This window comes from Novosphingobium sp. KCTC 2891, from assembly GCF_025938155.1.
GTDB lineage: Bacteria > Pseudomonadota > Alphaproteobacteria > Sphingomonadales > Sphingomonadaceae > Novosphingobium.
This window is the reverse complement of the sequence record NZ_JAPCZG010000003.1, coordinates 368,283-384,188: the sequence shown is the minus strand read 5'-3', so window position 1 is coordinate 384,188 and position 15,906 is coordinate 368,283. Positions and strand designations below refer to the sequence as shown.

The following is a 15,906-nucleotide window of genomic DNA, read 5'->3' as shown; positions in this document are numbered from 1 at the left end:
GATGCCGCCCGCCCCGCACCATTCCGCAACCGGCCAGCCCGCCGAAATCACGCCCGGCGCGATCCCGCCCGGGCTGCACGGGCTGGTCCGCGTCGGCGAAATGCTGCTCGCCTTCGGGATCGACGCCATTCGCGAAGTCACGCCGCGCCCGCACCGGCTGGTGCGCTTTCCGGCGCTGCGCCCCGACATCGTGGGCGCCATCGAACTGCGCGGGTCGATCATCCCGGTGATGGACGTGGTCGCCGCGCTGGGCAGCGGTACGGGCAACGACGGCAAGGTGATCCTGATCCTGCGCGTGGGAGGCGGGGTGATCGGGATGTTCATCGACGAGATCTGCGGGGTGGTGCAGCTGGGCGCGCAGGCGTTCTCGCCGCTCGCCGCGCCCGCCGGCAGCGGCTGCGGCGCTCCTGCGCTGGCGGCCGCCGGCTTCGTCCACGGCGCCTTGCGCGGGACGGTGCTCGACCACGCGGCCTTCGCCGCGCTGCCGGGCATTGCCGTCACCACCGACCATCCGGTCGATCGCTCGGCCACCAACGGCGGCGGCGATCCGACGCTGCTGTTCGCCTGCGCCGGCAAGCCACTGGGCCTCGCCGCGCGTGCGGTGGACGCATCGGTGCCGGTCACGCGGCTGCTCCCCCCGGCCGCCGACGAGCCGCTGTGGGTGGGGATGCTGCCCTACAACGGTCGCCGCATTCCGGTGATCGACACGCTGATGCTGCTCGGGCTGGGCAGCCTTGGCCGCCCGGCACAGTGCGCCAGCGTGGTGATGCGCCTTCCGGAAGGTCGCTTGGTCGCCTTCGCCATCGATGCGGTAAGCGACATGCGCCGCGTGCAGGAAGCCGACATTCTCCCCTTGCAACGCTTCGCCATCGGCGAGCCGGGGCTGCTGCGCGGGCTCTACCGTGCGGACGGCGCGCACCTGCTGCTCGACGACGCCGCGCTGGCCGCGCATCCGCGCCTGCTGATGATGGCACAGATCGGCGAGGATAGCGAAACCACGCAGGCCGAGGCGGCGCAGCGCCGCGACATGCAACCGTTCCTCGTCGCCGCGCTGCGCGGCGAGCGCTATGCCATCCCCCTGTCGCAGGTGGACGAGATCATTCCCGCGCCGGACGAGACGATCGACCTGGACACCCACCACCCGTCCCAACCGCAGGCGCTTATCGCGCACCGCGGCCACGGCGTGCCGCTGCTCGATCTGGCGGCCTGGCTGGGCAGTGCGGGCGAACCGAAACCCGCGCGCTTCGTCGTGCTCGCCAGCCACGACGGCGACCGCATGGGCTTCCTGCTGGACGAACTGGTCGCCGTCGAGCGGGTGCGGCTGCAAGTGCTGGCCGGACGCGGCGATGCAGCCGACGCCCACCGCCTGCCCGCAGCAACGATCCGCCTCCAGGATGGCGCAAGCTGCCAAGTGCTGGACCTTGCCGCCATCGTCGCCAAGGTGCGCGACGCCCCCGTCCCCATCGCCGCCTGACCCTGCGCGCATTGCGCATCGGCGGCGCGCGCGGCAAAGAGCGCAGGCAATGCCTGTGCGCTTCCCCTTCCGCTCGCCGGCGCTGTTCGCCGTTCTGCTGCTCGCCGCCTGCGCGCCCCGGCCCGCCGCGCTGCCGCCCGCGCCGAAGCCCGACTGGGCTTTCCAGCAATCCGACCTGACGCCCGACCCTGCCTACCGCTTCGGGAAGCTGGCCAACGGGATGCGCTTCGTCATCCGCCGCAACGCCACCCCGCCCGGCACGGCGGTGGTGCGGATGGACGTGAACGCCGGTTCGCTGGATGAAAGGCCCGAGGAACGCGGTTTCGCCCATTATGTAGAGCACATGGCCTTCAACGGCAGCACCCGCGTGCCCGAAGGCGAGATGGTCAAGCTGCTGGAGCGCAGCGGCCTTTCGTTCGGCGCGGACACCAATGCGCAGACGAGCTTCGAGCAGACGCTCTACATGCTCGACCTGCCGCGCGCCGATCCGGCGCTGCTGGACACCGCGCTGATGCTGATGCGCGAGACGGCGAGCGAACTGAAGTTCGATCCGGCGGCGGTGGCGCGCGAACGCGGCGTGGTGCTGTCCGAACTGCGCGACGGGCAAGGCTATGCGCTGGACAATCTCAAGGACCAGATCGCTTTCCTCTATCCGCAGGCGACCTACCGCGAGCGGCTGCCGATCGGCACGGTGGAAACGCTGAACGCGGCCAACGCCGATGGCCTCAAGGCATTCTGGCAGCGCGAATACGTGCCGTCCAAGACCACGCTGATGGTCGTGGGCGATTTCGATCCGGATGCGGTCGAAGCCGCGATCCGCGCCCGCTTCGAGGACTGGCGCCCCGCGCCCGAAACGCCACGGCCCGGCGAAGGCAAGGTCTTGGCGAAGCAGAAGGACCAGGCCGATGTGTGGATCGCGCCGGCGCTGTCCGAACGGGTCAGCGCCTCGCGCCACGGTCCTTGGCTGGACGAGCCGGATAGCGCGGCCACCCGCCGCACCAACCTGCTGCGCCAGATCGGCTACGGTATCGTCAATCGCCGCTTCCAGCGCCTCAGCCGGCAGGTCGCCCCGCCCTTTCGCGGCGCCGGGTTCGGCACCAGCGACGTGTTCAGGATCGGCCGCACCACCAACCTGATCGTCGACACGCCCGATGGCGGCTGGAAGACCGGCCTCACCGTCGCGGCGCGCACGCTGGCCGAGGCGCTGCGGCATGGCTTTACCGAGGCCGAAGTGGCCGAGCAGGTCGCCAACGTGCGCACCGGCATCGAGAACGCCGCCGCGTCGGCCGACACGCGCTCCAACGGCGCGCTGGTGCAATCCGCGCTGGCGCTGGTGCGCGACGAGCAGGTGCCGACCACGCCGCAAAGCGGGCTGGAGCGCTTCAACCGGTTCGCCCCGCAGATCACGCCCGCCGCGGTGCTGGCGGCACTGAAGTCGGAAGCCGTGCCGCTCAAGGCGCCGCTGCTGCGCTTCCAGGGACGCAAGGCGCCCGAAGGCGGTGCGAAAGCGCTGCGGCAGGCGTGGAACCACGCGGCCGGCACCGACCGCGACAAGACCGCCGCCGCCGCGCTGGGCAGCTTCGCCTATACCGATTTCGGCACCGCCGGCACGGTGGTGGCCGACCGGACCGACCCCGCGCTCGGCATCCGCACGCTCCGCTTCGCCAACGGCCTGCGGCTCAACCTCAAGCGTACCGCGCTGGAAACCGACCGCATCCAGGTCCGCCTCGCGGTGGACGGTGGCGAGCTGCTGGAAACGAAAGCCGATCCGCTCGCGGTGGACATGACCGGGATGCTGGCCGGCGGCGGCCTCGGCAAGCACAGCCAGGACGATCTTCAGACGCTGCTCGCCGGGCGCTCGGTATCGAACGGGATCGCCGCGAGCGGAGATGTCTTCGTTTCCGGGGCGACCACCACGCGCCGCGATCTTGAACTGCAACTGCAACTGCTCGCCGCGACGGTGACCGATCCCGGCTACCGTCCCGAAGCGGAAGTGCTGTTCCGCCAGAACATGGCCAACTTCTTCGCCCGCCGCGATGCCACGCCCGGATCGGCGCTGTCCAACGCGCTGGGCGGCCTCCTGTCGGACAACGATCCGCGCTTCACGCTGCAAAAGCCCGAGGATTATCAGGCGCTCACCTTCGCCAAGCTGCGCGACCGGATCGGTGACCGGCTGGCGAAGGGCGCCATCGAGATCGCGCTCGTCGGCGATTTCGACGAAGCGCAGGCGATCGCGCTGGTGGCCCGCACGTTCGGCGCGCTCCCACCGCGCGAGCCGGACTTCCTGCCCTACGCCGAAGCCCGCGAGCGCACCTTTACCGCGCAGCGCAGCCTGCGCGTGGTGCGGCACAAGGGCGTTGCCGACCAGGCCATCGTCCGCGTCATCTGGCCCACCACCGACGATACCGATCCGCTCACCGTGCTGAAGCTGGAACTGCTGAAGGAAATCACTGGCATCGAAGTGCTCGACACCGTGCGCGAGAAGCTGGGCAAGTCCTATTCCCCTGGCGCCAGTTCGGCGATGTCGCGCGTGTGGCGCGGCTATGGCACGTTCGCGGTGCAGGCCTCGGTCGATGTGGCGGACGTGGCCCCCACCCGTACCGCGCTGGCCGAGACGGTGGCGGGGCTGATCGCCGCTCCGGTCGATGCCGATGTGCTCCAGCGCGCCCGCGCGCCGATGCTCGAACGGCTGGACAATGCGCTGAAAAGCAACGCCGGCTGGCTGGGCCTTATCGAGCGCGCGCAGTCGCATCCCGACCGGATCGAGCGCTTCCTGAAAGCGCGCGAACGCCTCGCCGCGCTCACCCCCGCAGACGTGCAGGCTACTGCGCGCCAGTGGCTGGCGGCAAAGCCTGTGACCGTGCTGGTCCTGCCCGAAAGCGCGCCGGCGCCTGCGGACTAGGCAACCGTATCCTGATAGCGCCGCACCGCCACCGTCCCCAGCACCACCAGCATCAGGACGAGCACGGCAAGGTGCGGCAGCGCGTCGCCCAGCGTCCAGCCCTTCAGCATGATCCCGCGCACCAGCCGGATGAAATGCGTGGTCGGCAGAACTTCCGCGCCCCACTGCGCCCACCGCGGCATCCCGCGATAGGGAAACGCGAAGCCCGACAGCAGGATCGAAGGCAGCATGTAGAAGAAGCTCATCTGCATGGCCTGCAACTGGCTGCCCGCGATGGTGGAAAGCGTGAAGCCGAGCGCGAGGCTGGTCACCATGAACAGCAGCGTCGATGCCAGCGTCAGCCCGATCGAGCCGGCGAACGGCACATGGAACACGAAATGCGCGGCGAGCAGGATCACCGCCATCTGCACCACGCCGATAAACAGGTAGGGCACGATCTTGCCCACCATCACCTCGAACGGGCGCAGTGGAGTGGCCAGCAGGTTCTCCATCGTGCCCTGCTCCACCTCGCGCGTGACGGACAGCGCGGTGAGCATCACCATCGTCATCGACAGCACCACCGCGAGCAGCCCCGGCACCGTGTTGTGGCTGGTGATCCCTTCCGGGTTGTAGCTGCGGTGGATCACCAGATCGACCGGCGAAGGCCCTTGCGCGCGCGCCGCCAGCGGCCCGATCAGGTCATGCGAGAGCGCGCCCGCCACCGCCTGGTCGATGGCGGACAGGGCATTGCCGGTGGCGGCGGGATCGGTCGCGTCCGCCGTCACCAGCAGTTGCGGCCGCTCGCCCCGCACCAGATCGCGGCCGAAGTCCACCGGGATCGTCACCACGAACTGCACGTCACCCCGCTTGAGCAGCCGCTCGCCCTCGCCCGGTGCGCCGACGATCCGCGTCACCCGAAAATAGGTGGTGTTGCGCAAGGCGGCGTCGATCGAGCGCGCGAAGACAGAGGTATCGTTGACCTCGATCGCCATGGGCAGGCGGCGCGGATCGTTGTTGATGGCAAAGCCGAAGATCATCAGCTGCACCAGCGGCATCGCCAGCATCATGCCCACGGTGCCGGGATCGCGCGTCATCTGGCGGATCTCCTTGAAGATCATCGCCAAGATCCGCTGCCACATCATGCCGCCACCACCGAATGGTCCTCGGCCCCGCGCATCAGGTGGATGAACACGTCTTCAAGGCTCGGCCGCGCCTCACGCCACGCGATACGGTCCGCCCACGGCGCGACCGCCGCCTGCAGCGCCGCCATGTCCGGCCCGCACACATGGATCGCCGCGCCGAAGGGGGCCGCCATCGCCACACCGGGGCGCTTCTCGATCTCGGCCGCCAGCCGGTCGGCGCCCGCACCTTCGCCCTGCAAGGCGTGCAGGTGCGATGCTGCGATCACCTCGTCGATGGTGCCGCGCGCCAGCATCCGGCCATAGGCGATATAGGCGATCTCGTGGCAGCGCTCGGCCTCGTCCATGTAATGCGTGGAAACCAGCACCGTCATCCCGCCGGCCGCCAGATCGTGGATGTGGTCCCAGAACTCGCGCCGCGCCTGCGGATCGACGCCCGCGGTCGGCTCGTCGAGCAGCAGGATTTCGGGTTCGTGCAGCACGCAGGCCGCCAGGGCGAGGCGCTGCTTCCACCCGCCCGAAAGCTTGCCCGCCAGCTGGTCGCTGCGGGTTGCCAGCCCCAGCCGTTCCAGCGCCTCGGCCACGCGTTCGGCGCGCCGGTCCAACCCGTGCACGCGCGCGAAGAACTCCAGGTTTTCAGCGATGGTCAGATCGCCAAAAAGCCCGAACTTCTGCGTCATGTAGCCCACGCGCGCCTTGATCGCGGCGCGTTCGCGGCGAATGTCGCAGCCCAGCACGCGCCCCTCGCCCGCATCGGGGATCAGCAGCCCGCAGATCATCCGCAGCGTGGTCGTCTTGCCCGAACCGTTCGGGCCGAGAAACCCGCAGATCCGGCCGCGCATGACGGCAAGATCCACATTGTCGACCACGGTGCGCCCGCCGAACCGCTTGGTCAGCCCGCGCACATCGATGACCGGAAGATCGACAGGCGGCGCTTCGCTCATCGCGGCTCGATCGCCACCGGCAGTCCCGGCGGCAGCGGCTGGTCCACCGGCAGCGCGGCCTCGACCAGGAACACCAGCTTGGCCCGCGCCCGCTCGCTGTAGATCACCGGCGGCGTGAACTCGGCGCGCGGCGCGATGTAGCGGATCGTCGCGGTGCGCGCCGCGCCGCAGCCATCGCAGGTGAAACGCACGGCCATGCCCGGCTTCAGCGCCGCGATGCTGTCCTGCGGCACGAAGAAGCGCAGCTTGCGCCGGTCCGCCGGCAACAGCGCCAGCACCGGCTGGTTCGCGGGCACCCATTCGCCGGGATTGAAGAAAGTCTGCTCGATCGTACCGGCCACTGCCGCCACCGGTGCGATCTCCTCGCCGCGACGCACTTGCGCACTCAGCGCCGCCTGCGCGCCCGCCACCCCGGCTGCTGCCGCCGCCTGCTGCTCGCGCCGGCCCACGGTCAGCTCGCCGCTCGCTTCCTGCGCCTGCGCCTGCCGCACGCTCGCCGCAGCCACGTCGCGCGCCTGCCGCGCCGCGTCGAGCTGGGTGCGGCTGGCAAAGCCCTTCGCCGCCAGCGCGGCGAAGCGGTCATAATCGGCCTGCGCCCGCGCCAGCTGGGCCCGCGCCGCCTGCTGCGCCGCGCGCGACACGTCCAGTTCGGGCGCGCGCTGGCGGGCATCTCCAAGGTCGGAAAATTGCGCGCGCGCACTGGCAAGTTCGGCCTGCGCCTGCGCGGTCTGCGCATCGGTCGTGCGCGGATCGAGCGCGAACAGTTCCTGCCCCGCGCGCACGGTGGCTCCGCGCTCGACCGGTCGGCGCGCGAGCGTGCCCGATACCGGCGCCGCCACATAGAGCGCTTCACCCTCGACATAGCCGAGCCAGCGCTCCGGCTCGTCGCGCGGTGCGAGCACAAAGGCGGCCCCCGCCACCGCCGCCAGCATGGCGAGCGCGATCACCGGGCGGCGCGGCACGTTCATGGCCTTGCTCCTTCTCGCACGCACAGGCCGTCCAGGATCAGGTCGGCGTGCGTCGCCGCCATCCGGTCCACGTCGATTTCGGGCGCGCCGGCCGGCTCGAACACGTTCTTCCACAGCGCGGTCATGATCACCCCGCCGGCGACGGTGCGTGCCGCCAGTTCGGGATCGGGGCAATGGAACTCGCCCCGCGCCGCGCCGTGGCGGATGATCCGCTCGATCACGCCCAGCACGCGGGTGATCCCCTCGTCGTGATAGGTGCGGACCAGATCGGGAAATTGCTGCCCCTCGCCCACGATCAGGCGTGGCAGGAAGGCAAGATCGGGCCGCGTCAGCCGGATGAAGGCGGCGCGCAGGAACCCGCGCAGCGCATAGGGGGCGGGCACGTTGCCCAGGTTTTCCGGCAGGCCCACCGGCAGCACCTCACCCACCAGCGCGTGGACCAGCGCGCGAAACACCGCCTCCTTGCTGTCGAACATCAAGTATAGCGCGGAACGGCTGATCCCCACGCGCCGGGCCACATCCTCCAGCCGGGTGCCCGCAAAGCCCCTTTCGGCAAAAGCCTCGCGCGCGGCGTCCAGAATGCGCTCGCGGCGATCGGATGGAGTGACTCGCGGCATGAATGCACGATAACTGACGCAGGCGTCATTTAATATACGGTTTCGTACCGCGGCGGGCGCCGCGCTGGCGTTTTGCCGGCCACCGCCTATGCTGGGGCGGCTTCAAAAGGGGGAAACCGGCATGGGGGTTATAGGCGCGGCTCTGCGAGCAGGCTGCCTGTTGGGCTTGATCGGGTTCGTCGGCGGTTTCGTCGGGCCGATCATCCTGACGCCCGAGGCCAACCAGGGGCCGCTGCTGGGAATCCTCGTCACCGGGCCGGGCGGATTCCTTGTCGGCCTGGTCGTCGGGGCGGCGGCCAACCTGCGGCGGCGCTAGCGCGGCGGCGATGTCCTGCAAGCGCGCCTTTGCCAGAATAGCGCAATGCCGCGCCGTTCGCCGTGGTTTTGTGGCCCTTTTGCCCGGTGCGGAGGGGTCGGACGCCCTTCCATCGGGACAGTGACAACCCTGTCAACCTTGCCCTTCGCGGCGCATGGGGGCATAGGCGGCCGCGAGTCTCATTCCCTTGCCCGAAAGGCCCAGGTTCCATGAAAGTCCGCGTCCACGTCAGCCTCAAGAACGGGGTTCTCGATCCGCAGGGCCGCGCCATCCACCACGCGCTCGAAGGTCTGGGCTTTTCCGGCGTGAACGACGTGCGCGCCGGCCGCCTGATCGAACTCGATGTCGCCGACAGCGTGACCGACGAAGCGCTGGACGAGATGTGCCGCAAGCTGCTCGCCAACATGGTGATCGAAAACTACCGCATCGAGAAGGTCGCCGCCTGATGCCTTTCAACGCCGCCGTCATCACCTTCCCCGGCTCGAACTGCGACCGCGACATGGCGGTGGCGATCGAGGAGATCTGCGGCGGCACCGTCCACCGCGTGTGGCACGGCGATGCCGGCCTGCCTGAAGGGCTGGACTTCATCGCCCTGCCCGGCGGTTTCTCCTATGGCGATTACCTGCGCTCGGGCGCGATGGCCGCGCGCTCGCCGGTCATGCAGGCCGTGGTCGAAGCCGCGAACCGCGGCGTCGCGGTGCTCGGCGTGTGCAACGGCTTCCAGGTGCTGACCGAAGCCGGCCTCCTGCCCGGCGCGCTGATGCGTAACGCCGGCATCCGCTTCGTCTGCCGCGACGTGAAGCTGAAGGTCGAAAACGCGAACTCGCTGTTCACCTCGGGCTACCTGCCGGGCCAGACCATCACCATCCCGGTCGCGCACCACGACGGCAACTACTTCGCCGATGATGTAACGCTGGACCGCCTCGAAGGCGAAGGCCGCGTGGCGTTCCGCTATCTCGAACCGGTCAACGGTTCGCAGCGCGACATCGCGGGCGTGCTCAACGACAAGGGCAACGTGCTGGGCATGATGCCCCACCCCGAACGCATGATCGAGCCCGCCCACGGCGGCAGCGACGGCCGCAAGCTGTTCGAAAGCGTCCTGCGCGGGCTGAACGTACTGGCTTGATAATTGCGGTGCCGCCCCTGACGATCGTCAGGGGCGCACCAGCATCACGCCGCGCCGCGCTCGCGGTAGGCGAGCTGGCCAAACAGGCCGCGCGCGTCGATCGCACTCATCGGGCGGCCGAAGAAGTAGCCCTGGATCTTCTTGCAACCGAGCCGGCGGATCGTCTCCAGTTCCGCCTCGGTCTCCACGCCCTCAGCCGTGGTCGACATTTCCAGGCTGTCCGCCATCGCTACCACGGCGCGCACGATGGCCAGGCTTTCCGCGTTGCCGCGCGCGGCGCCCTGCACGAAGCTGCGGTCCACCTTGATCGTCGAGAACCGCATCTTGCGCAGGTAGCCGAGCGAAGAATAGCCGGTGCCGAAATCGTCGAGCGCCACGCCGCAACCCAGCGACATGATCCGCTCCAGCGTCATCTGCGCGGTCGTGCCGTCGCGCACGAAAATGCTCTCGGTCACTTCGATTTCAAGCCGGTGCGGCGGCAGACCGCTGGCCGACAACGCGCTGACCACCACTTCGGCGAAGTAGGGATCGAGCAACTGCTCTCCCGAGACGTTGACCGCGACCTTTACGTGGCCGGGCCAGTTGACGGCTTCGAGGCAGGCCGTGCGCAGCACCCATTCGCCGATCGGCACGATCAGCCGCGTATCCTCGGCCAGCGGGATGAACTTGGCCGGGCTGACGAAGCCATGCTCCGCGCTGTTCCAGCGCAGCAGCGCCTCGAAGCTCAGCACCTGCTCGCTCGTGGCATCCACCACAGGCTGGTAGTGCAGCGCGAACTCGTTGCGTTCCAGCGCGCGGCGCAGCGAGAATTCCAGCTTGCGCCGCTCCTCGGCATGGGCGTGGAGCGAAGGTTCGTAGGTGCAGTGCTGCCCCCCGCCCTCGTCCTTGGCGCGGTAAAGCGCGAGGTCGGCATTGCGCATCAGCGTCTCGACCGTGGCGCCATCGCGCGGACCGATCGCCGAACCGACGCTGGCGCCGACGTAGAGCGTGTGGTGGTCGACCTCGTAGGGCTGCGACAGCGTGTAGATCACCGCCTGCGCAACCGCGTGGGTGCGTTCCGAATCCGATGCATCGCGGATGACGATGGCGAACTCGTCGCCGCCGAGCCGGCCGCACAGTTCGTTTTCGGTCATCAGCGCCTTGAGCCGGTCCGACACCATCGCCAGCAACTGATCGCCGACGAGGTGACCCAGCGTATCGTTGACCGCCTTGAACCGGTCGAGGTCGATCATCAGGAAGGCACAGCGCGTGCGCCACTGGTCCGCCGCGCGCATCGCATCGCCCAGCGCCTCGGTCAGCATCATGCGGTTGGGCAGCCGGGTCAGCGTGTCGTAGCGCGCAAGGTAGGCAATCTTCTCGGAGCTTTCGCGCTGCTCCGTCACATCGGAGCCAACCCCGCGGAAGCCGGTGAAATTGCCGTTGTCGTCCACCTTGGGCGAGGCTGAGAGTTCCCACCAGCGATGGTTGCCGTGAAGCGTGACACGCACCAGCAGGTTGGCAAAGCTCTCGCGCCGCTTCAGCTTTTCGGCCAGATCGTGCAGCGAGGAATGGAAGTGGCCGCTTTCCCACGAAGGCCCGGCGATCAGCTGTATCAGCGGCTTGCCGTCGATGTCTTCGGGATCCTGGCCGAGCGCGAAAGCGAAACGCGGCGATACCGAGCGGACGCGGCGCGCGGTATCGACCTGCCACAGCCAGTCCGCTTCGCCTTCCTCGAACTCGCGCAGAAGCAGCGAGACGACCTCGCTCTTTTCCGCGACCCCCGCCTCGGCCACCTTGCCGCCGATGAACGTGCGCGCGGCCTCGAGGCTGCCGATGGCGACGACGATGGCGAACGTGCAGGCAACGGCCGCAGCGACATAGGCCCCGTAGAAGGCAAAGGTGGCGACACCCGACAGCCCCAGAATCGCACAGAACAGCACGGTGCCCAGCGGCACCGCGGCAAAGGCGACGGCGGTGCCCGCCATCAGCATCGCCATGATCGCCCAAAGCACCAACCGCTGCTCTTCGCTGCCGAAGGGCGAGAACGCCAGCATCGGCACCGTCCAGACAAGCGCGGACAGGACCGTACTGACCGTCTGGTAGTGAATTTCCTGGCGGGTCATGCGGCGCCGGTCGGCGTCTTCCAGACTGCGGTCGAAGCGCGCGCCATAGATCAGCACGCCGAACAAAATCGCCACCCAGGCCAGCAAGATCAGGATGTTGATGGCGCTGCTCAGCGCCTGGACGACCAGCAGTGCAGACAGGCCGTGCGCCAGCATCCGCACCGCGGTCAGGCGGGCGAGGCTGGAATACTGCATCCCCCGAAGGCGCGCCCAATCACCCTCTGCCGGGTCCGACAGTCCGAGGATCGCCGCGGCCGGAAGTTTGCGTGGCAGCGACTGCGCGCCTGTATCGGTAAGCTTGCTCACCGGAAGGGAAATAGCGGAAAATCCTTGCACAATCGTAAGCGACGAACCGTTACGAAATGCAGGATTTCCGCCATTTCATCAAAAAATCAGGCTCTCGCATAATTACTGCGGCATAAACCATACGCCGCAAAAATCAGGCCTGTCAGGCGGCCTGCTGCTTTGCCGCACACGCTGCGATGATCGGCGCCGGATCATAATAGAACGGCTTGATCTCGCAGACCTTGCCGTCGCGGAAACGGAACATCTCGCACAGGTACGCGCGCTCGAGCGAAGGATCGGCGAACTGGAACGACAGGATGGTAACCGCGTGGTCCTTGCCGACCGTGGTTTCCACCACGTCCAGCCCGGCGACGTCCATCAGGCCCATGACCTTGACGTAGAGCTCGCGCAGCGCGTTCTTGCCCTTGTACACGCCCTTCATCGGGAGCGTATCGGCTTCGCTGCAGAAGAAGTCGTCGGTGAGCATGGTCGAAACCTTGTCCCAATCGCCGGTGCCGGTGGCGGCATAGAGGTCGACGACGAACTGCTGCATTTCTTCGGGGGTCATTGTCTCAAGCTCCTCACACTGATGTTGCCCCGTCGGGCTTACCCCTGCTGTCTCTCGCATTCCGCTCGGCGGCAAACCTAGCCCAATGGCTAGCCGGGGACGAGACCCGCCTTGCAGTAAGGCGCAGGGATGGGAGAGATACGCCAGATCGTGCTGACCCGCCGCCCTCAGGGCGTGCCGGTCCCGGAAGACTTTGCGCTCGCGAGCGCGCCGATGCCGCAGATCGGCCCCGGCGAGATTCTCGTGCGGATGCGCGTGTGTTCGTGCGATCCGGCGATCCGCGGATTCCTCGATGACCGCCCGAGCTACCTGCCGCCGGTCGCCATCGGCGCGCCGATCAACGGGATGTCGCTGGGCGAAGTGGTCGAATCGAACGATCCGCAGTGGCCGGTGGGCACCTTGCTGCGCACAATGGCGACCTGGTCGGAATACTACGTGATCAAGGGCGACGCGCTGGGTCTCGAAAAGGTCGAGGCGCAGGACGGCGTGCCGTTGCAGCATTACATGGGCGCGCTCGGCCCGGTGGGCCTGACCGCGTGGGTCGGCCTGTTCGAAATCGGCAAGGCCAAGCCCGGCGAAACCGTGCTGGTGAGCGCCGCCGCCGGAGCGACCGGCAGCACCGTTGTGCAGCTGGCCAAGGCCGCGGGTTGCCGCGTGATCGGCCTCGCCGGCGGCCCTGACAAGGCGCGCATCGTCAAGGATCTGGGTGCGGACGTGGCCATCGACTACAAGGCGGTGGCCGACCTTTCCGCCGCGATCCGCGAGGCCGCGCCCGAAGGCATCGACGTCTATTTCGACAATGTGGGCGGCGACACGCTCGACGCGGTGCTGCCGCTGATGCGCCTGCACGGCCGGATCGCGGTGTGCGGCATGATCGCGCAGTACAACGATGCCGACAATCCGCACGGCAACCGCAACCTGTGGCAGCTGGTGGTCAATCGCCTCAACATGCGCGGCTTCATCACCTACGATCACCCGGAGGTGCTGGGTGAGGCGCAGGCCATGCTCGACCGGCTGTTCGCCGAGGGCAGGCTCAAGCCGCTTGAGAACGTGCGCGAAGGGCTGGAGAAGCTGCCGGAGGCCTTCATCGAACTGATGAGTGGCAAGACCATCGGCAAGACTCTGGTGCAGATCTGAAGGAGAACGCGGGCATGGCACGACTGGCAGGAAAGATCGCGTTCATTACGGGCGGCGCTTCAGGCCTGGGCGCAGCCATCGCCCGCGCCTATGTGGCCGAAGGCGCTTCGGTGGTGATCGCGGACATCGACCGCGAGGGCGGTGAGGCGCTGGCTGCCGAACTGGGCGCCGCGCGCTTCGTCTACCTCGACGTGACGACCGAGGCATCGTGGGCCGAGGCCGTCGCCACGTGCGAGCGGATCGACGTGCTGGTCAACAATGCCGGGATCACCACGCTCGGTTCGATCGAGGACGTGACGCTGGCGCAGTTCCGCCACGAACTCGACATCGACGTGCTGGGCGTGTTCATGGGCACGCAGGCCGCGCTGCCCAAGATGAAGGTCCACGGCGGCTCGATCATCAACATGTCGTCGCTTTCGGGCGTGAAGGCATCGGCCAACCTTGTCGCCTATAACGCGGCAAAGGCAGCTGTGACGCTGATGACCAAGTCGTGCGCGCTGCACTTTGCGGAAAAGGGCTATGGCATCCGCTGCAACTCGGTCCATCCAGGCGCGATCCACACCCCGATCATCGACAAGGTGCTGGCGCAGTCTGACGATCCCGACGCGCTCTACCGCAGCTTTGTCGATGTCCATCCGGTGGGACGCCTGGGCAAGCCCGAGGAAATCGCCGCGATTGCGGTCTATCTGGGCAGCGACGAAAGCGCCTTTGCCACCGGCGCGGAATTCCGCGTGGACGGCGGGGCCTCGATTTGAGCCTGCCGATCCGCCAGGTCGCCTATTTCTGCGCCGACGTGCGCGCGGCCGCGCGGGCGCACCATGCGGCGTTCGGCTCCGGCCCGTTCTTCGTGGCGGACAACATCCCGCTGGCGCGTGCGGTGCATCGCGGCGTGGAGCGGGTGCTCGATCACTCTTCCGCCTACGGCCAGTGGGGCGAGGTGATGGTGGAGTTCGTGCAGCAGAACAACGCCGGCCCCTCCCCCTTTCACGATCTCTATCCCGAGGGTTCGGGGCGGTTCGGGCTTCACCATGTGGCGGTGTGGGTAGATGACGTGGACGCGGCGATCGCGCGCTTCGATGCCGCCGGCGCGCCTTGTGCGCTGCGCGCGGAGATGAACGACGGGTTCGTCTTTGCGTTTGCCGACACGAGCCCAACCCTGGGCCACATGACCGAGCTTTACACGCCGGTGCCGGTGCTGGCCGATTTCTACACCATGGTTTCCGACGCCGCGAAGAGCTATCGCGGCGGAGATATCATCATCGACATCGCATTTTCCTGAAGGGCAGACCGACGTGAGTGAGAGCTGGCATACCATTCTTCCCGAAAGCGAATTCCCGGCCGAGGGCAAGCTCGCCACCAAAATCGGCGGCTGGTATGTGCTCGTGGGCAAGACCGACGACGGCTTCCACGCGGTGAATGACCGCTGCACGCACCAGGCCGCGCTGCTTTCTACCGGACGCATCCGCCGCGGCGCGGTGATGTGCCCGCTGCACGGCGCGCGCTTCGAGATGAACACCGGGCGCTGCATCGGCGGCGCGTACCGCGATCTGCGCGCCTTCCCGCTGCGCGTCGAGAACGGCGTGATCGAGGTCTGCCTGCCCGACGAGGCACCGGGCATGGACGAATTGCCGGTCGTCACCGGCTGAAAACCGGGCCGAGGGGCGGGCGAAGCCTTGCTCGCCCCGCCCCTCGCCTATCCCACAGTTTGCGCGCGCGGCAAATGCGCTACTCTCTCTCAAATCAACAATGGGAGAGTTCCTGATGCCATTTACCGGCCCCGCCGAAGACCGCCTCGCCATTCGCGAGCTGCTGGAAACCTATGCCGACGCGGTGACGCGCATTGACGCCGACGACTGGGCCGCGACCTGGGCCGAAGACGGCGAATGGTCGCTGCCCGACTATCCCGAGATCGGCACGACCGTGGGCCGCGACGCGATCCGCGCGATGTGGGTGGAAGCGATGAAGGGCTATCCCGGCATCATGTTCGAAGCCTGGCCCGGCTCGATCGAAGTCGACGGCGATTTCGCCCGGATGCGCAGCTACACCTCCGAAGTCTATGACCACGACGGCGTGACCAAGCGCGATCGCGGCGTCTATTCCGACACCTGCGTCAAGATCGACGGCAAGTGGCATTTCAAGACCCGCAGCTTCCGCAACATCCATCGTCAGCACGGCCCCAAGGGGCTGTAATCCGGACTGTCTGGCCAGGACGCCCGGCCAGATATCCCGATAGAATGCGGAAACGAACAGGGGCGGGTCCAACGGACCCGCCCCTTTCTTTTTGCGCAATACGCGTGTGGACCACCAAACGAAAAAGGCGGGGCCGAAGCCCCGCCTTTCCCTGTTCTG

Annotated in this window: 16 protein-coding genes; 10 read left to right on the top strand and 6 right to left on the bottom strand. The window is 67.9% G+C overall.

The genetic code is table 11. The features are described from left to right. Window position 1 precedes the first annotated feature (1 nt). Window positions 2-1,474 carry a chemotaxis protein CheW gene (locus tag OLX02_RS08140; protein ID WP_264421819.1) on the top strand — a complete coding sequence of 491 codons (1,473 nt, stop codon included), beginning with the start codon at window positions 2-4 and terminating at the stop codon, window positions 1,472-1,474. A 49-nt stretch (window positions 1,475-1,523) separates the two neighbouring features. Further along, window positions 1,524-4,376: a M16 family metallopeptidase gene (locus OLX02_RS08135; RefSeq protein WP_264421817.1), complete on the top strand. Its 2,853-nt coding sequence runs from the start codon at window positions 1,524-1,526 to the stop codon at window positions 4,374-4,376. On the opposite strand, the gene OLX02_RS08130 is transcribed toward OLX02_RS08135, so the two are convergent. Genes OLX02_RS08130 through OLX02_RS08115 form a run of 4 tightly spaced genes read right to left on the bottom strand, consistent with a single transcriptional unit; the run spans window position 4,373 to window position 8,023 of the window. Next, window positions 4,373-5,473, bottom strand: a complete 1,101-nt coding sequence (locus OLX02_RS08130; protein ID WP_264421815.1) for an ABC transporter permease — start codon at window positions 5,471-5,473, stop codon at window positions 4,373-4,375. The genes OLX02_RS08135 and OLX02_RS08130 overlap by 4 nt on opposite strands. A 20-nt stretch (window positions 5,474-5,493) precedes the next feature. Next, window positions 5,494-6,438 carry an ABC transporter ATP-binding protein gene (locus OLX02_RS08125; protein ID WP_264421813.1) on the bottom strand — a complete coding sequence of 315 codons (945 nt, stop codon included), beginning with the start codon at window positions 6,436-6,438 and terminating at the stop codon, window positions 5,494-5,496. Further along, a complete protein-coding gene (locus OLX02_RS08120) occupies window positions 6,435-7,406 on the bottom strand; it encodes an HlyD family secretion protein (protein ID WP_264421811.1) in 972 nt (323 codons plus the stop codon). The genes OLX02_RS08125 and OLX02_RS08120 overlap by 4 nt, the downstream gene beginning before the upstream one ends. Next, the gene (locus tag OLX02_RS08115) at window positions 7,403-8,023 is read right to left on the bottom strand and encodes a TetR/AcrR family transcriptional regulator (RefSeq protein WP_264421809.1); all 621 of its coding nucleotides are present in this window, start codon (window positions 8,021-8,023) and stop codon (window positions 7,403-7,405) included. The genes OLX02_RS08120 and OLX02_RS08115 overlap by 4 nt, the downstream gene beginning before the upstream one ends. A gap of 121 nt (window positions 8,024-8,144) precedes the next feature. On the opposite strand from OLX02_RS08115, the gene OLX02_RS08110 reads away from it, so the two are divergent. The 3 genes from OLX02_RS08110 (at window position 8,145) to purQ (ending at window position 9,465) form a co-directional block, all read left to right on the top strand. Beyond that, window positions 8,145-8,339, top strand: coding sequence for a hypothetical protein (locus tag OLX02_RS08110; protein WP_264421808.1), 195 nt, complete (start codon window positions 8,145-8,147; stop codon window positions 8,337-8,339). 209 nt (window positions 8,340-8,548) lie between these two features. Then, complete coding sequence (gene purS, locus OLX02_RS08105; RefSeq protein WP_264421806.1) at window positions 8,549-8,785, top strand: phosphoribosylformylglycinamidine synthase subunit PurS; 237 nt, start codon at window positions 8,549-8,551, stop codon at window positions 8,783-8,785. Then, window positions 8,785-9,465 (top strand): phosphoribosylformylglycinamidine synthase subunit PurQ, encoded by a 681-nt coding sequence (purQ, locus tag OLX02_RS08100; protein ID WP_264421804.1) that lies wholly within the window; start codon window positions 8,785-8,787, stop codon window positions 9,463-9,465. Before purS ends, purQ begins: the two co-directional genes overlap by 1 nt. Window positions 9,466-9,509: 44 nt before the next feature. Here purQ and OLX02_RS08095 read toward each other — a convergent pair whose 3' ends face one another. Both OLX02_RS08095 and OLX02_RS08090 read right to left on the bottom strand, forming a co-directional pair. Beyond that, window positions 9,510-11,762, bottom strand: coding sequence for a putative bifunctional diguanylate cyclase/phosphodiesterase (locus OLX02_RS08095; protein WP_264422073.1), 2,253 nt, complete (start codon window positions 11,760-11,762; stop codon window positions 9,510-9,512). Window positions 11,763-12,015: 253 nt separating this feature from the next. Then, complete coding sequence (locus OLX02_RS08090) at window positions 12,016-12,420, bottom strand: nuclear transport factor 2 family protein (protein WP_264421802.1); 405 nt, start codon at window positions 12,418-12,420, stop codon at window positions 12,016-12,018. Window positions 12,421-12,549: 129 nt separating this feature from the next. Here OLX02_RS08090 and OLX02_RS08085 point away from each other — a divergent pair, with 129 nt between their 5' ends. The 5 genes from OLX02_RS08085 (at window position 12,550) to OLX02_RS08065 (ending at window position 15,747) form a co-directional block, all read left to right on the top strand. Beyond that, on the top strand, window positions 12,550-13,557 hold the full coding sequence (locus OLX02_RS08085) for an NADP-dependent oxidoreductase (RefSeq protein WP_264421801.1): 1,008 nt from the start codon (window positions 12,550-12,552) through the stop codon (window positions 13,555-13,557). Window positions 13,558-13,571: 14 nt separating this feature from the next. Further along, complete coding sequence (locus OLX02_RS08080) at window positions 13,572-14,312, top strand: glucose 1-dehydrogenase (protein WP_264421799.1); 741 nt, start codon at window positions 13,572-13,574, stop codon at window positions 14,310-14,312. After that, window positions 14,309-14,836, top strand: coding sequence for a VOC family protein (locus OLX02_RS08075; RefSeq protein ID WP_264421797.1), 528 nt, complete (start codon window positions 14,309-14,311; stop codon window positions 14,834-14,836). The genes OLX02_RS08080 and OLX02_RS08075 overlap by 4 nt, the downstream gene beginning before the upstream one ends. A gap of 13 nt (window positions 14,837-14,849) precedes the next feature. Then, window positions 14,850-15,203, top strand: a complete 354-nt coding sequence (locus OLX02_RS08070; RefSeq protein WP_264421795.1) for a Rieske (2Fe-2S) protein — start codon at window positions 14,850-14,852, stop codon at window positions 15,201-15,203. A 115-nt stretch (window positions 15,204-15,318) separates the two neighbouring features. Beyond that, window positions 15,319-15,747, top strand: coding sequence for a nuclear transport factor 2 family protein (locus tag OLX02_RS08065; RefSeq protein WP_264421794.1), 429 nt, complete (start codon window positions 15,319-15,321; stop codon window positions 15,745-15,747). Window positions 15,748-15,906 lie beyond the last annotated feature (159 nt).